The following is a 14,577-nucleotide window of genomic DNA, read 5'->3' on the forward strand; positions in this document are numbered from 1 at the left end:
CGAGCACAAAATGTGCCGGGGACCAGAGGCAGAAAATTGATGAAGACGATTGAAAAAAGCACCGCGGTGCTTCCATTGAACACGATCCTTGATGGCGACTGTATCGAGGCGATGAATGCGCTTCCGGCAGAGTCGGTTGACCTGATCTTTGCGGACCCGCCTTATAACCTGCAATTGCGTGGCGATCTGATGCGCCCCGACAATTCCAAGGTAGACGCGGTTGACGATGAATGGGACCAGTTTGCCAGCTTTAAGGTCTATGATGAATTTACCCGCGCGTGGTTGAAAGCGGCCCGTCGCCTGTTGAAACCCAATGGCGCGATCTGGGTTATTGGCAGCTATCACAACATCTTCCGTGTGGGTGCTGCGCTGCAAGATGCCGGTTTCTGGATCCTGAACGATGTGGTCTGGCGCAAGTCCAACCCGATGCCGAACTTTCGCGGCAAGCGCTTTACCAATGCCCATGAGACAATGATCTGGGCCGGTAAGGACGAGAATTCCAAATACACCTTTAACTATGAGGCGTTGAAAGCCCTCAACGAAGGTATCCAGATGCGCAGCGATTGGGTGCTGCCGATCTGCACCGGCCACGAACGGTTGAAGAATGAAGAGGGCGAGAAAGCGCATCCGACGCAAAAGCCCGAAAGCTTGCTGCACCGCATTCTGGTCGGCTCATCCAATCCCGGCGATGTGATCCTTGATCCGTTCTTTGGCACGGGCACCACCGGTGCTGTCGCGAAAATGTTGGGCCGTGATTTCATCGGGATCGAACGCGAAGAAGCTTATCGCAAGGTTGCGTTGAAACGTCTGAGCAAGGTGCGCAAGTTTGACCGCGAAGCGCTGCAAACCACGACATCGAAACGCGCAGAGCCACGTGTGCCCTTTGGCCAGCTTGTGGAACGGGGCATGCTGCGTCCGGGCGAAGAGCTGTATTCCCTGAACGGGCGTCACAAAGCGAAGGTCCGTGCAGACGGCACGCTGATCGGTTCTGACGTCAAAGGATCAATCCATCAGGTTGGTGCCGCTTATGAAAAAGCGCCAAGCTGCAACGGATGGACCTACTGGTGTTTCAAGAAGGACGGCAAACGTGTGCCGATTGACCTTCTGCGCCAGCAGATACGGGCCGAAATGGCCAACTGAGAATTGTCGTTTCCGGTAAGCGTTATGCAAAACCTGTCTTGTCGGCCTGTTTGGCCGCACGGGCCCGCCAAGGATGACTTGGTCATGGGAAAACCGGAAACACTTTAGAACACCGCCGGTGCCTGCGGCCTTCCTCATGAAGGTTGCCTAGAATGGCACTCACCTTAGCCCCGCCCTTGTGGCGGGGCCTTTTTTTGTTCTGACTGGGGAAAGGGCAGGTCGCGCGGGGGCCGTTCAGCACTGTTGTTGACCCCTAAAGTCCACCTTTAATTCAGCAGTTTTTCCTTTTTCCCCTCCAGCACCGCATGAACATAACGGCCGTCGAATTCTGTTTTGCTCAACACATAAGCCACGCCGGCAGTGGATGCCTTTTCCCACATAAAGGGCGAAGGCCAGTCACTGACGATGATCACCGGAATCTCCGCAAAATTCGGGTCATGGGCCAGCTCCAGCGCAAAGTCGGCCCCCAACCCGTCAGGCAGGTTGTTGTCGAGCAGGATTAAAGACACCGGCCCTTTTTCCATCGCGCGCCGCGCTGATTTCAATGTTGCAGCCACCTCGATATGGAACGGATGGCGTGACTTGTTCATAACCCGAGTAAGTTTTCGGCGGTCGAATTCGCTGTCTTCAATGATGAGACAGGTTTGGTGGAGTCGGTACTTTGAGAGCTGCGTAATGTTCGATTGCATGACAGGACCCCTTTCAAGATGTTGAATAAGGGGTGCCACGGAAGCATTAAGATTAGATGAGCGTCAGCGCGGCATCGGTGTCTGGCGCGCGTTGTATGCGCCCCAATCGGAAATCTCGGGGTAATACATACGGCGCCATTGGCGCACACGTGGGTTCATGATGCGCCGCCACAGCGGGGGGATCATCGCGGCCATCGTCATGACGGGATAGCCAAAGGGCAGTTGCGGCGCCTCATCCGCATCATAGTTTTGCAACACCGGAAAACGGCGGTCGGGTTTATAGTGGTGATCCGAATGGCGTTGCAGGTTGATCAACAGCCAGTTCGACGCCTTATGTGCGGCGTTCCACGAATGATGTGGTTTGACGTGTTCATATTTACCCCCGCCTAGATGTTTGCGGGTCAGCCCGTAGTGTTCGATGTAGTTGACCAGCTCAAGCTGCCAGATCGCAACACCCGCCTGCAGCAGAAACAACAACACGCCAGCCCAACCGCCAAGCAGCACCGCAAGGGCGAGAAAGCCGGTTTGCAGGCCCCAGTATTTCCAGAAAGGGTTGCCAAAATCGTGCCAGGGTAGGTGTTTGCGGGCCAGCATATCGGCCTCGGCCTTGAAGGCAGAATGAAACGACTGGCGCAGCACGCGGGGATAAAACCGGTGGAAACCTTCGTTATAGCGCGCCGTCACCGGATCGCGCGGTGTGGCGACATAGCGGTGATGCACCAGCAGATGTTCGGAGCGGAAGTGCGAATAAAGCACCATCGCCAGCAACACATCTGCCAGAAAACGTTCAAGCCGGTTCTTCTGGTGCATCAATTCATGGCTATAGTTAATACCGATGGTACCTGTGATCACGCCCACACCAAAGAACAACGCAACCCGTTCGAACACCCCCAGATGATCGGCCTGCGGCACATACCAGATCAGGCCGAATACCGTGAGGAATTGAGCGGGCACCCAGATCAGTGTGATCAGTCGATACCAGTAAAGATCGTCGTCGGTTGCTTCAAGATCGGCGTTATCAAGGTTCAGCCCCAGCACCGCGTCCAATAGAGAAAACAGAAACCACGTGACCAATGGCAGCAAGGCGATGGTCCAGCCGCCGAAAAATGCACAGAACCATGCCAGCGGGATCAACCCGAGCGACATCCAGAACGGCAAGGCCCGCGACAGGCGCCGCATTTCGTTGCGGGGAATGTCGGGGTATTGGTTTGTCATGGGCAATGACCTTTGAAGGCGCACGGTGACCTGCGTATACCGCAGATTGCTAGGGGTTCAAAGTGGCGACATTCGGTCAGCTCTGCGACAAATCGAACGCTTTTCGCATAACAGTCGGTAAGTCAGATGGACGGAACTGGTCGGGTGTGACAAAGTCACCGGCGGTATCTTGTGGCACCATCGCGTGTTTTACTGTCAGGATCAGATGGAAATGCGTAAAGGTATGGCGCACCTCGCCCGCAAGGGTCTGCCAATCCGTATCAAGTGGTGGGGTGCCGTGCGGCAAGGGTTCGCTGGTGTCCACCCACGGCGAACCGGGCCAGCCTAGCATCCCGCCCAGCAGCCCTTTCTCGGGCCGTGTTTCCAATAACCACGCACCATCAGCGCGCTGGGCCAGATAAACGGTGCCGTGGCGCACTGGTTTGGGCTTCTTTGGCGTCTTTTTCGGCAGTTCGCCTTGGGTTCCTGCCGCCCGTGCGGCACAGGGATCGCGCCAAGGGCAAATGCCGCAGGCGGGTGATTTTGGCGAACAGATCGTCGCGCCCAGATCCATCACCGCTTGTGCATAATCGCCGGGCCTGTCGGACGGCGTTAGGGCATCCGCGCGCGCCATCAGTTCCGGTTTGGCTGCGGGCAAAGGGATGTGAATGTCGTAAAGACGCGCCATCACCCGTTCGACATTGCCGTCCAGCACCGTATGGCGCAGATCAAAGGCAATCGACGATACTGCCGCCGCCGTATAGGGCCCGATGCCAGGCAGTTTCAGCAAGGCCGCGTGATCCGCAGGAAACACGCCATTGTGTTCGTCCACCACCGCGCGGGCACATTTCAGCAGGTTGCGCGCGCGCGCATAATAGCCAAGACCGGCCCATTCCCCCATCACATCCGCATCCTGCGCTGCCGCCAGATCCCGCACCGTGGGCCAGCGCGCGACAAACCGTTGGAAATAGTCGCGCACGGTCACAACAGTGGTCTGTTGCAGCATGATTTCGCTCATCCAGATTCGGTAAGGATCGGGGGAAACCCCCGCCTTGCGCTGCCCCGGCCCCACGCGCCATGGCATATCGCGGGCGTGCACGTCGTACCAATCAAGTAAAACACGGGGCAGGGCGTCGGTATCAGGCATATCACGCAATATTTATGGCTTCCGTCGCTTGCATTGGTTGGTGCTGGAGGGCTGAGAGACTATTGTATAGATAGCACCCAAAGGGAACATTACCATGCCGCCACGGCGCACGAGTACAAAAGGGTTCAAACGCACCGACAGCTTGCTGTCGGGACAGATCCGGCGTGCGTCCGAAACGCGTGGTTTTGCGCAGTCCCGGCTGTTGACCCAATGGAATGAAATCGCAGGACAGGATATTGCCGCCATCGCCCGACCGGTCGAGATCGGGTACAGCCGTGGCGGCATGGGCGCGACGCTGACCTTGCTGACCAACGGGGCAAATGCGCCGATGCTCGAGATGCAAAAGGAACAGCTGCGCGCCAAGGTAAACGCGGTTTACGGCTATAACGCCATTGCCCGCGTGCGCATTACCCAAACGGCAGCAACCGGTTTTGCCGACGGCAAGGTCGCATTTGACCACAAGAAACCGGAGGCGAAACCTGCGGCTGATCCGGCCTTGCGTCAATTGGCAGCAGCGGCGGCACAACCGGTTTCGGATGATGGGTTGCGCGATGCTCTTGCACGTCTGGGCGAGAACATATTGAACAAGACAAACCGCTGAAAAAGCAGCGAAGGCCAATAAAGGAACGACATGATGCAACGCAGAAATATGATACTTGGTGGTTTTGCCCTGCTTGGCCTTGGGGGCTGGGCGCTGACCAGCAACATGGGCGGGCGTAATGCGACTGATTTGACCAATCTGCCCGGTGCCGCCAATGCGCAGACCTCGTCGGGTGATTTTGACACCTCCGGCATCAGCGACATGGTGCTTGGCAATCCGGATGCCGAAGTGACAGTTGTTGAATATGCCTCTTTCACCTGTCCCCATTGTGCGGCGTTCCACAGTGGCCCTTTCAAACAGCTCAAGGCTGATTTTATCGACACGGGAAAGATCAAATTCATCTACCGCGAAGTGTATTTCGACCGTCCGGGGCTGTGGGCGTCGATGATCGCGCGCTGCGGCGGTCAGGAGAAATTCTTTGGCATCACCGACTTGATCTATAAGGGCCAGTCCAACTGGGCCCGCGCTGGTGAACCGGCGGCGATTGTGAATGAGTTGCGCAAGATTGCGCGTTTGGCCGGCATGGACAACGAAACGATCGAAGCCTGCCTGCAAGACGCCGACAAAGCACAGACACTGGTCGCATGGTTCGAGGAAAACAAGAACCGCGATGACATCACATCAACGCCCAGCTTTCTGATCAATGGCACCAAGCAGTCGAACATGGCCTACGGCGACATGAAAGCCCTGATCGAAGCAGAACTGGAAAGCTGATGAGCACGATGAACGCGGGCCCGCTTGCTGGTTTAAAAGTCGTCGAGATGGCGCGTGTTCTGGCCGGCCCATGGGCGGGGCAAACCCTGTCCGATCTCGGCTGTGAGGTCATCAAAGTAGAAAGCCCCGCTGGCGATGATACACGCCAGTGGGGACCGCCCTTTGTCACACGGGACGAGGATGTTTCGGCGTCCTATTTCCACTCGACAAACCGCGGCAAAGCCAGCGTAACTATTGATTTTCGCACCGACGAAGGACAAGCGCAGCTGAAGGACCTGCTGCGCGATGCGGACATCGTGATCGAGAATTTCAAAACCGGTGGTCTCGCCAAATACGGGTTGGATTACGACAGCCTGCGCGAAGAATTCCCCAAGCTCATCTATTGTTCCATCACGGGGTTTGGCCACACCGGGCCCTATGCCCACCGCGCGGGGTATGATTTCATCATTCAGGGCATGTCGGGTCTGATGTCGATTACCGGTGAACCCGATCGCCAACCGCAGAAATCCGGTATGGCAATCACGGATGTCTTTACCGGCATCTATGCGACCACTGCGATTCTGGCGGCTGTGCACCAGCGCAATCAAACGGGGCGCGGGCAGCATATCGACATGGCGCTGCTGGATTGCGCGGTGGCGATTATGGGCAATCAGGCAATGAATTACCTGACCACCGGCGTCGCGCCGACCCGCATGGGCAACGCGCATCCCAACCTCACACCTTACGAAGTGTTCGAGACATCGGACGGGCATATCATCATCGCCACCGGAAATGACGGACAGTATCAGCGGCTATGTCGTTTGCTGGGGCTGGATGACATGGCAACGGCCCCCGAATACGCCAAAAACGCGGATCGCGTGGCGAACAGACCGGAAATGAACCGTCGGATTGAGGGGGCAACATCACAGCGTACCCGCGACGATCTGCTGGCGGCCTGCGAGGCGCATAACGTGCCTGCGGGGCCGATCAACAACCTTGATGATGTGATGGCCGATCCGCAAGTGGTGGCACGCGGCATGCAGATTGAACTGGACGGCGTACCGGGTTTGCGCTCGCCGTTCCGTTTTTCCGATGCGGAACTGGCGCTGCACCGCCCCGCCCCGAAACTGGGCGAGGACAACTGAGGCAAGGGGGCGTTTTCTTTGAAAGTTTCCGGGCTACGCCGGTTTGGGTAGCCCTGCCAAAGCATCAAAGAGCGCGTTGCTGTCGGCCAGTTCAAGACGCACCGGCAAGGTGATGACCTTGCTGCGGAAACTGGCCGGCAGGCGCACGGCATCTTTTTCGGTCGTGACAAGCTGCGCACCGCGAGCGGCGGCATCGGCTTCCAGACGTGTCATGAGCGCGGTGGTCAGCGGCTGGTGATCATCCAACCCCTCGGCATGCACAATCTTTGCGCCCAATTCGCGCAGGGTCCCAAAAAATTTTTCGGGGTGGCCGATGCCCGCAAAGGCCAACACGGTGCTGTCTGTCCAGTCCATACCGGTTTGCAGCGGTACCAATTTGGCCTGCACATGCGGCAATCCCTCGGGTAGATCTGTGTCAGCGAATGCATTTTGCGCGCCCTCATCACCGATGGACAGCACAATGTCGGCGCGGGCCAATCCCACGCTGGCCGGTTCGCGTAGCGGGCCCGCGGGCAGGCACAATCCGTTGCCGAACCCTTTGGCCGCATCAACCACAACCACCGAAATATCATAGGCCAACGCGGGGTTCTGAAACCCGTCATCCAATACGATCACGCTGGCACCGGCCGCCTGCGCTGCTTTGGCCCCTGCTGCGCGGTCCTTGGCGACCCAGACTTCGGCAAAGGCAGCAAGTAGCAGCGGTTCATCGCCCACATCGGCGGCCTTGTGGCGTGCCGGATCGACCCGCACGGGTCCTTCCAAGGTGCCGCCATAACCCCGCGACACGATATGCGGTTCGTGAAACAGCCCGCGCAGATGGTCGACCACGGCCATGACCGTCGGGGTCTTGCCCGTGCCCCCCGCATTGATGTTGCCGATGCAGATTACCGGTACCGACATCCGCTGGGGTGCGCCCCGCGCCAGTCGCCGCGCGGTAGCATGTGCATATAGGGCACCCAACGGGCGCAACAGCGCCGCGCGCCAATCCGGTTCGGGCAGGTGCCAAAAGGCGGGGGGGCGGATCATGTGCGGCTCAACTCCTTGTCCAGTGTGTCTTGCACAAGGTCGATGATGCGGTCCGTCAGCTCCGCCCCTTGGCTGATCACATCCCAACCGGCATGCGCCATCGCGGCCGCCTGATCCGGTGCGATCAGCCGTGACACGGCGGTGCCCAAGGCATTCACGTCATTGACGATACGTGCCGCGCCCGCAGCCGCGAGGCGGGAATAGGAAGGCATGAACTGGCGCAAGCGCGGGCCATACAGGATCGCGGAACCCAACGACGCCGCCTCGAGCGGATCGCAGCTGTGGTTTCCCTGCACCAAAGTGCCGCCCAGAAAGGACACAGGTGCCAACCGAAAGAACAGCCCGCGCTCACCGGCGTCTGCCGAAACCAGCAATTGTGTGGTGTCATCCGGGAACTGGCCGTCGTCCCATTGCGCCGTCGTGATGTTGCGGCTGGCCGCTTGGTGCAGGACCGTGGCGGCCTTGGCCGGGTCTTCGGGTTGCAGGATCAACAACAAGCGGTGCGAAAGCCGCAGCGCCTGTTTATGTGCCCCCAGCACGATCCCGATTTCCTTGTCCGAAACGCCGGCTGCAAACCACGCAGGACGCCCACCCATGGCCGCAGACAGATCGGTCAGGTCACTTTCCACGCAAGGCAAAACTTGCCCACCGGCAAGGAGCGGTCCAATCTGGCCAAGCTTTTTGGCAGGGACATCCAGATTATTTAACCGTTTGTGATCAACCGCAGAGCGCGCAAAGACGGCGGCAAATTTCGACAGTACCCGTCGCGTCAATGCGGGTAACCACCGATCCCGACGGGCATCAAAGCCGCGCGTGTCTGCGTCGATCAAGAACAGGGGGACGTTGCGCTCGGCCGCGTCAAGTACAAGGTTCGGCCGCAAACCGCCCCAGACCCAGATGCAACTGTCCGGCCGCCAATGGTCCAGAAAGGCGCGGACGGCGTCGGGGTGTTCACCGGGGGCTGCGATCTGGATCAAGGTGTTGTCGGGGCGGACGGGTGCGGGGCGCTGCACAGTTTCCAGTTCCGGCAGCGTAATCAGAACATGCAGGCCCGCGCGGGCGTTGATCAGGCGCAGGGCAAAATCCTGCACCGCAAGCAGATTGTTCGGCTCGCCCGCATGTATCCACACCAGTTCGCCCTCGGGCCGCAGGCGCGGGGGGGCGACTTTGGGCGGTTCGGGCGCGCGCCGTGACAACGCACGGTACGCCGTCAGCCCCAGTGACGACCGCGCCATAATAAGGTTAGCCCAGTTCTTCGGTCGAAGACGCGGCGGCTTCTTCGTCGCGAAGGCGGTGCAGGTGCGCGATGAAATAACGCATATGTGCGTTGTCCACCGTCCGCTGCGCTTCGTTCTTCCAGGCATCAAAGGCGCTGGCGTAATTGGGGAAAATGCCGACAACATGGATGTCATCGACGTTCTTGAATGTGTTTTCGCTGGGGTTTACCAGTTCACCGCCAAAGACGAGGTGCAAGCGTTGGGTCATGTCAGAATCCTTGTTGATACGGGCAGGCGCTATAGTTGCGTACCCAGATGAATGTTGTCACGCAAGTGCGTCGATCAGGGCTGCGCACGCCGGCGTGCCCCCGGCCACCACGCCATTCAGGCGCGGATCGGCGTTGTTGAATTGCAATGCGGCACCTGTCCGGTCAAGCGCCACGCCCCCCGCTTCGCCGATGATCAGCGCGCCTGCAGCGATGTCCCATTCCCAGCTTTGGCGCAGGGTGATCATGGCTTCGAACCGGCCTTCCCCGACCAGCGCAAGGCGATAGGCCAACGAGGGACGGAAGCTGTGTTTGAAGTCGGGGCGGTTGTTGGTTTTCCAGTGTTCTCCCAGCAAGGCTGGCTTGGCGACAAGCACGGTAGATTGACCAAGGGCGGTCTGCGCGGAGGCCGCAATCGGCAGCCCGTTGCAGGTCGCCCCCTGACCTTTGGCCGCTGCATAAAGCTTGTTCCTTAGCGGCAGGTAAACAACCGCTGCTGTGATCACCCCGTGTTCGGCAACGGCGATGGAATGCGCCCATGTGTTGGAGCCTTCGACAAAACTGCGGGTGCCGTCGATTGGGTCAACGATGAACACGCGGTCCTGCGACAAACGGTCGGTGTTGTCTTCGGTTTCCTCCGACAGCCAGCCATAATCTGGCCGCGCCAGACGCAGGGTCGACAGCAGTTGCGCGTTAACGGCGAGATCGGCTTCGGTTACCGGGCCTGCGCCATCCGCCTTGTCCCAGCGTTGTGCTGTCGGACCGGTAAAGCTGGTCGCCACACGTCCCGCCATGCGGGCGGCGTCGATCAAAAGGGGCAGATCATGCGCCGGCAAGTGTCATTCCTTCGACCAGTAGCGATGGCACAACCCGACTGAGGTGCGTGCGTGCGTCATTGGCCGGGATCATCACACGCAACATGTCGCGCAGATTGCCGGCGATGGTGCATTCGTTAATCGTATGGGTGATTTCGCCATTTTCGACCCAGAAACCTGCCGCACCGCGCGAATAATCGCCCGTATTGGGATTGATGGTCGATCCGATCATCGACGTGACCAGCAGGCCGGTGCCCATGTCGCGGATCAGTTCTGCGCGGGTCTGTTCGCCCTGCGTCAGCGCCACGTTCCAATTTGTCGGGCCGGGACCGGAGGAGGTGCTGCGCGCGGCGTTTGCTGTCGGGTCCATCCCCAGCTTGCGCGCATTGGCCAGATCCAGCGTCCAGCCTTGCAAAATGCCATTTTCTACAATCAACCGTTTGCGTGTCGCTAGTCCTTCGGCATCAAAGGGGCGCGACCCGCTGGTGCGCGGGCGATGGGGGTCTTCAATGAGCGACAGGTGGTCGGGCAACACGGCTTGCCCCATAGCGTCCCGCAGGAAGGACGCGCCACGGGCCACTGCGCCACCACTGACCGCAGATAGCAGATGACCGATCAGACTGGAGGAAATGCGTTCGTCAAACAACACCGGATAGGCCCCGGTTGGGGGCTTGCGCGCGTCCAGTCGTTCTACCGCGCGGTTGCCGGCGGATTGCCCGATGTCTTCGGCGCTGCGCATGTCGCTTTGGAAAATACGCCCGTCACCGTCATAATCGCGTTCCATCCCCGTGCCGGTGCCCGCGATGGCAACGCAGGACAACCCGCGGTCGGTGCGGGAATACCCGCCTTCGAAACCGTTGGTCATGGCGGTGAATACCTCTTGCGCCCCGTAACCGGCGCTGGCCGATTGCACCTGCGTCACGCCCTTGATGGCAAGGGCCGCAGCTTCGGCACGCGCTGCGTCTTCTTGCAGCATTTCCGGCGAGGGTTCGGGCGTGGGGTCGTAAAGTTCAAGCGCGTCAATGTCCCACGACTGAGCAAGTTGATCAGGCGCAGCAAGGCCGGCGTAAGGGTCTTCGGGGGCTTCACGCGCCATGGCAACGGCCCGCACGGCCATTTCATCGATCGTGCGCGCGGAGATGTCAGAGGCCGACACAACGGCGGCCCGCTGGCCAACAAAGACCCGCAAACCAATGTCGATCCCTTCCGAACGTTCGGCCTGTTCCAAGGCACCACCGCGCACGTCGACAGAAAGCGATGTCGCCTGAACAGCCTTTGCCTCGGCGCTGTCGGCACCGGCTTTGGTGGCGGCCTGCAAAAGCGATTTGGTCAGCGTATCCAAGGGCTGTGACATAAACGAAAGCTCCGGTTCGGGTTGGGTAAGGAGGTAACCTGCGTCCCCTCAAAGGACAAGGGAAGCATGTATAAAGGGCGCAGCATATGCCGCGCCCTTAGATCTAATGCGAAGTTTTACGGCATTTGCGCCGCTTAGCGCAGGCGCTGGCCGTTTGCCATGATTTGTCCTTCGGGGGTGAATTCGATCTTGGATTTCAGCGTATCGGGCGCGTCACCGGGCACGGCGAACAAGCCCATCATCATACGCGCACCCATCGCTTGATCCTGCGGCAGCAGGCCCATCGCAACCAGTTTGTCCAGCAAGGCATTGCCGCCCGCGAGCGCGATGTTCACATCCCCCACAGGATTGCCGACACCGGGCACCATGCCACCTGCGGCACCATCAAAGGTGATGTCGCCCGTGCCTTCCAGCTTGGCACCAACGGCATCGACCAGCAATTTCGCAAGGTTAAGCTGTTTTACCTCGCCGGGCGATCCTGTGAGCTGGGCCGCGGCGTCAGGGTTCATCCAGTCGACCAGCAATTTCACCTTGCCCGTCAAATCCAGTACAACAGTTGCCGGATCGCGCGGCAATGTGGCCGCAGGGTCAAACATACCCCAGATGATATCCGACATGGTGAAATCGCCGAGTGTCAGCCCCAAGGAGAAATCCTGCGGATCGTCCGATTTGCTGACGGGCGTGGCAAGGTTGAAGCCGGTTTCGGCCATTTTGATTTCGAAGGGGAAAGGCATCATTTCCATCGTGACGGCCACGGCAAGGTCGCGTTGAGCCACGTCATAGGCCAGCCCGTCCGCGCCCATCTTGAACGCGAAATCGCCGCCCGCTGACGAGGTGTTCATCACATAATTGCCATTCTCGGGGTCCTTGATGTCAAATTCGGAACGGCCCGATGAGTATCCCAAGTTGCCCGTCACATCGAAACCACCGGCCATCATCGCGGCCATGTCGGCACCCTGTGCGATCTCAAGCGGGATTTCACCCTGCCCGGCAAAGGTTATGCCGCCCATTGTGCCTTTGATTGCGCCTTGCGCGTTCTCTTTCTCGGAATCTTTAACAAACACGTCAAAGCTGAGGTCGTCGATACTGCCGCTTTGGTCATAGCCGCGCATGTCACCGATCGTCATGCTTGTTGTGCTGCTGAGATTCGTGCCGGCAAAGTTGATCCGTGCGTCCTGAGCGGTCAGTTCCTTGTCGCCCACCATCATGCGGGTCATGTCCATCGCGAAGCTTTGCGCGGTATAAAGATAGGTCATCGCGTCGGGAGTGCCGCTGGCCTTGATGGCATGGCCGGTCTGGGAGAAGTTCATCGTCATGGTAAAGGGCGCGCCGCCCGCTGCGCTGTCGGTGCCGGACATGGTGAACGGCACGCTATCGGGCAGGACAATCGCGACGGTGCCATCGCGGTTCTGGTTGAAATCTATCGTTCCCAGCGCCATCGACAGCGCCCCGTCGGTATCGGGCAGCGCGAAACTGAACGTGATGTCGCTGACCGTCAGGTCGTCGCCCTTCGCCGTTTCGGTCGCGGCGATTTCATACCCCATACCTTCCATATAGGACCGCCAGTCGCCCCAGACGTCCTGCGGTGTCAGATCAGCCCAAGCGGCTTGTGTAACAAGGGAAAACGGCAAGGCCAGGCCAAATGCAATCGGCGTGAAACGGGACATGGGAAATTCCTTTTAGGCAAAGTTTGCGCAAAGTCTGTCATAGGCCGGACAAGGTCAAGCCGTCTGGTCGGGGGTGGACCAATCATCGGCGGAAGATTACCACATGCGGCAAGGGAAATGCAAAAAACCACGAAAAGCCACAGAGGGAATGCCGCACCATGGAGATGCAAAACAAGACTGTGATGATTACCGGCGCAAGCCGTGGGATCGGGGCCGAAGCCGCACGGATTTTCGCCAAAGCGGGTGCGAATGTGGCCTTGCTGGCACGGTCAGAGGCGGCGTTAAACGAACTGGTCGCAGAAATTGGCGAGGCGGCCATCGCGATCCCTTGCGACGTTGCGAGCTATGCCGACATGGCCGCCGCCGTCGAAGCAACGGTGCAGCGCTTTGGCGGTCTGGACGTGCTGATCAACAACGCGGGGGTGATCGAACCGGTTTCGCATCTGTCCGAGGCTGACCCTGACGCATGGGGGCAGGTGATCGACATCAATCTTAAGGGTGTGTTCAACGGAATGCGTGCCGCACTGCCGGTGATGAAGGGCAAGGGCGGTGGTTCGATCCTGACCATTTCATCCGGTGCTGCGCATGGCGCTGTCGAGGCGTGGAGCCATTATTGCGCCTCCAAGGCGGCGGTGCATATGCTGACAAAATGTGTCCATCTGGAAGAAGCTGCGCATGGCATCCGCGCGATTGGCCTGTCGCCCGGAACGGTTGCCACGCAGATGCAGCGCGAGATCAAGGCGTCGGGCATCAATCCGGTCAGCAAACTGGCGTGGGAAGATCATATTCCTGCGGACTGGCCCGCCAAATGCCTGTTGTGGATGTGTAGCGCCGAGGCGGATGAATACGCGGGCGAGGAAATATCGCTGCGCGATGAAGGCATCCGCCGCGCGGTTGGTTTGTCATGATCGAGCTGCAAAAAGACGCGGAAATCTGGACGGTCACGATCAACCGGCCGGACAAGGCCAATTCGCTGACCCATGCCATGTTGACCGAACTGGCCGAGATCATGGAAAGCGCCAGCACCGCCCGCGCCGTGATTTTGACAGGTCAGGGCAAGGTGTTCAGCGCGGGCGCGGATCTGGAGGAAGCGGTTGCAGGGCTGGCGACATCGGATGTCTGGGAACGCCTGTCGGGGGCTATTGCCGCCTTGCCGGGGCTCAGCATTGCCGCACTGAACGGCACGCTTGCGGGCGGCGCGATGGGCATGGTGCTGGCCTGTGATCTGCGTATTGCGGTGCCAACGGCCAAGTTTTTCTATCCGGTGATGAAGCTGGGCTTCCTACCGCAACCTTCTGATCCCAAACGCATGGCTGCGTTGATCGGCCCGTCGCGGACCAAACTGATCCTGATGGGCGGGCAAAAGATCGACGCGACCGAAGCGCTTGCCTTTGGTCTGATCGACCGGATCGTTGAGGGCAGCGAGATGCTGGATCACGCAGGCGATCTTTGCGCCCTGACCGTGGCAGCCAAACCGGACATTGCCGCAGAAATCAAACGGATGTGCAGCCTTTAGATCAGCGGCACAAAAGGCACGTCGCAGGCGGCAAGGGTCAGCAGGGCGGAAAGTGTCAGAAAGATACGCATGAGGTGCCTCGTTTTGTTTTCGGGCACCGTCTGTGT

15 protein-coding genes are annotated in these 14,577 nt (G+C 59.3%); 6 read left to right on the forward strand and 9 right to left on the reverse strand.

The window, feature by feature from the left end:
- Positions 1-39: 39 nt before the first annotated feature.
- On the forward strand, positions 40-1,140 hold the full coding sequence (locus Z947_RS0104835) for a site-specific DNA-methyltransferase (RefSeq protein WP_025043189.1): 1,101 nt from the start codon (positions 40-42) through the stop codon (positions 1,138-1,140).
- Positions 1,141-1,406: 266 nt separating this feature from the next.
- Here the strand turns inward: Z947_RS0104835 and Z947_RS0104840 are convergent, their stop codons facing one another.
- The 3 genes from Z947_RS0104840 to mutY all read right to left on the reverse strand — a co-directional run bounded on the left by Z947_RS0104840 (position 1,407) and on the right by mutY (position 4,170).
- Positions 1,407-1,829: a response regulator gene (locus Z947_RS0104840; protein WP_025043190.1), complete on the reverse strand. Its 423-nt coding sequence runs from the start codon at positions 1,827-1,829 to the stop codon at positions 1,407-1,409.
- A gap of 63 nt (positions 1,830-1,892) precedes the next feature.
- Positions 1,893-3,044 (reverse strand): alkane 1-monooxygenase, encoded by a 1,152-nt coding sequence (locus Z947_RS0104845; RefSeq protein WP_025043191.1) that lies wholly within the window; start codon positions 3,042-3,044, stop codon positions 1,893-1,895.
- A 76-nt stretch (positions 3,045-3,120) separates the two neighbouring features.
- A complete protein-coding gene (mutY, locus tag Z947_RS0104850) occupies positions 3,121-4,170 on the reverse strand; it encodes an A/G-specific adenine glycosylase (RefSeq protein ID WP_156026623.1) in 1,050 nt (349 codons plus the stop codon).
- Positions 4,171-4,264: 94 nt separating this feature from the next.
- Between mutY and Z947_RS0104855 the strand changes: the two genes are divergently transcribed.
- Genes Z947_RS0104855 through Z947_RS0104865 form a run of 3 tightly spaced genes read left to right on the forward strand, consistent with a single transcriptional unit; the run spans position 4,265 to position 6,609 of the window.
- Positions 4,265-4,771: a DUF721 domain-containing protein gene (locus tag Z947_RS0104855; protein ID WP_025043193.1), complete on the forward strand. Its 507-nt coding sequence runs from the start codon at positions 4,265-4,267 to the stop codon at positions 4,769-4,771.
- Between the two features lie 33 nt (positions 4,772-4,804).
- On the forward strand, positions 4,805-5,485 hold the full coding sequence (locus tag Z947_RS0104860; protein WP_025043194.1) for a DsbA family protein: 681 nt from the start codon (positions 4,805-4,807) through the stop codon (positions 5,483-5,485).
- 8 nt (positions 5,486-5,493) lie between these two features.
- Positions 5,494-6,609: a CaiB/BaiF CoA transferase family protein gene (locus tag Z947_RS0104865; protein WP_025043195.1), complete on the forward strand. Its 1,116-nt coding sequence runs from the start codon at positions 5,494-5,496 to the stop codon at positions 6,607-6,609.
- 33 nt (positions 6,610-6,642) lie between these two features.
- On the opposite strand, the gene lpxK is transcribed toward Z947_RS0104865, so the two are convergent.
- The 6 genes from lpxK to Z947_RS0104895 form a co-directional block, all read right to left on the reverse strand.
- Positions 6,643-7,635, reverse strand: coding sequence for a tetraacyldisaccharide 4'-kinase (gene lpxK / locus Z947_RS0104870; protein WP_037938708.1), 993 nt, complete (start codon positions 7,633-7,635; stop codon positions 6,643-6,645).
- Positions 7,632-8,870 carry a 3-deoxy-D-manno-octulosonic acid transferase gene (locus tag Z947_RS0104875; RefSeq protein WP_025043197.1) on the reverse strand — a complete coding sequence of 413 codons (1,239 nt, stop codon included), beginning with the start codon at positions 8,868-8,870 and terminating at the stop codon, positions 7,632-7,634. Before Z947_RS0104875 ends, lpxK begins: the two co-directional genes overlap by 4 nt.
- A gap of 7 nt (positions 8,871-8,877) precedes the next feature.
- On the reverse strand, positions 8,878-9,120 hold the full coding sequence (locus Z947_RS0104880; RefSeq protein ID WP_025043198.1) for a DUF4170 domain-containing protein: 243 nt from the start codon (positions 9,118-9,120) through the stop codon (positions 8,878-8,880).
- Positions 9,121-9,177: 57 nt separating this feature from the next.
- Positions 9,178-9,954: a 3'(2'),5'-bisphosphate nucleotidase CysQ gene (locus Z947_RS0104885; protein ID WP_025043199.1), complete on the reverse strand. Its 777-nt coding sequence runs from the start codon at positions 9,952-9,954 to the stop codon at positions 9,178-9,180.
- Complete coding sequence (locus tag Z947_RS0104890; RefSeq protein ID WP_025043200.1) at positions 9,941-11,287, reverse strand: TldD/PmbA family protein; 1,347 nt, start codon at positions 11,285-11,287, stop codon at positions 9,941-9,943. The genes Z947_RS0104885 and Z947_RS0104890 overlap by 14 nt, the downstream gene beginning before the upstream one ends.
- A gap of 134 nt (positions 11,288-11,421) precedes the next feature.
- Positions 11,422-12,954 carry a hypothetical protein gene (locus tag Z947_RS0104895; RefSeq protein ID WP_025043201.1) on the reverse strand — a complete coding sequence of 511 codons (1,533 nt, stop codon included), beginning with the start codon at positions 12,952-12,954 and terminating at the stop codon, positions 11,422-11,424.
- Between the two features lie 158 nt (positions 12,955-13,112).
- Between Z947_RS0104895 and Z947_RS0104900 the strand changes: the two genes are divergently transcribed.
- On the forward strand, positions 13,113-13,862 hold the full coding sequence (locus Z947_RS0104900) for an SDR family oxidoreductase (RefSeq protein WP_025043202.1): 750 nt from the start codon (positions 13,113-13,115) through the stop codon (positions 13,860-13,862).
- Complete coding sequence (locus tag Z947_RS0104905) at positions 13,859-14,470, forward strand: enoyl-CoA hydratase/isomerase family protein (RefSeq protein ID WP_025043203.1); 612 nt, start codon at positions 13,859-13,861, stop codon at positions 14,468-14,470. Before Z947_RS0104900 ends, Z947_RS0104905 begins: the two co-directional genes overlap by 4 nt.
- Positions 14,471-14,577: the final 107 nt, after the last annotated feature.

The sequence above is a fragment of the Sulfitobacter geojensis genome, from assembly GCF_000622325.1.
Lineage (GTDB): Bacteria > Pseudomonadota > Alphaproteobacteria > Rhodobacterales > Rhodobacteraceae > Sulfitobacter > Sulfitobacter geojensis.

Bases quoted from the DNA above. Each gene is read 5' to 3' on its own strand.
- Z947_RS0104835 (WP_025043189.1), top strand. From the start codon at position 40: ATGAAGACGATTGAAAAAAGCACCGCGGTGCTTCCATTGAACACGATC.
- Z947_RS0104840 (WP_025043190.1), bottom strand. From the start codon at position 1,829: ATGCAATCGAACATTACGCAGCTCTCAAAGTACCGACTCCACCAAACC.
- Z947_RS0104845 (WP_025043191.1), bottom strand. From the start codon at position 3,044: ATGACAAACCAATACCCCGACATTCCCCGCAACGAAATGCGGCGCCTG.
- mutY (WP_156026623.1), bottom strand. From the start codon at position 4,170: ATGCCTGATACCGACGCCCTGCCCCGTGTTTTACTTGATTGGTACGAC.
- Z947_RS0104855 (WP_025043193.1), top strand. From the start codon at position 4,265: ATGCCGCCACGGCGCACGAGTACAAAAGGGTTCAAACGCACCGACAGC.
- Z947_RS0104860 (WP_025043194.1), top strand. From the start codon at position 4,805: ATGCAACGCAGAAATATGATACTTGGTGGTTTTGCCCTGCTTGGCCTT.
- Z947_RS0104865 (WP_025043195.1), top strand. From the start codon at position 5,494: ATGAACGCGGGCCCGCTTGCTGGTTTAAAAGTCGTCGAGATGGCGCGT.
- lpxK (WP_037938708.1), bottom strand. From the start codon at position 7,635: ATGATCCGCCCCCCCGCCTTTTGGCACCTGCCCGAACCGGATTGGCGC.
- Z947_RS0104875 (WP_025043197.1), bottom strand. From the start codon at position 8,870: ATGGCGCGGTCGTCACTGGGGCTGACGGCGTACCGTGCGTTGTCACGG.
- Z947_RS0104880 (WP_025043198.1), bottom strand. From the start codon at position 9,120: ATGACCCAACGCTTGCACCTCGTCTTTGGCGGTGAACTGGTAAACCCC.
- Z947_RS0104890 (WP_025043200.1), bottom strand. From the start codon at position 11,287: ATGTCACAGCCCTTGGATACGCTGACCAAATCGCTTTTGCAGGCCGCC.
- Z947_RS0104895 (WP_025043201.1), bottom strand. From the start codon at position 12,954: ATGTCCCGTTTCACGCCGATTGCATTTGGCCTGGCCTTGCCGTTTTCC.
- Z947_RS0104900 (WP_025043202.1), top strand. From the start codon at position 13,113: ATGGAGATGCAAAACAAGACTGTGATGATTACCGGCGCAAGCCGTGGG.
- Z947_RS0104905 (WP_025043203.1), top strand. From the start codon at position 13,859: ATGATCGAGCTGCAAAAAGACGCGGAAATCTGGACGGTCACGATCAAC.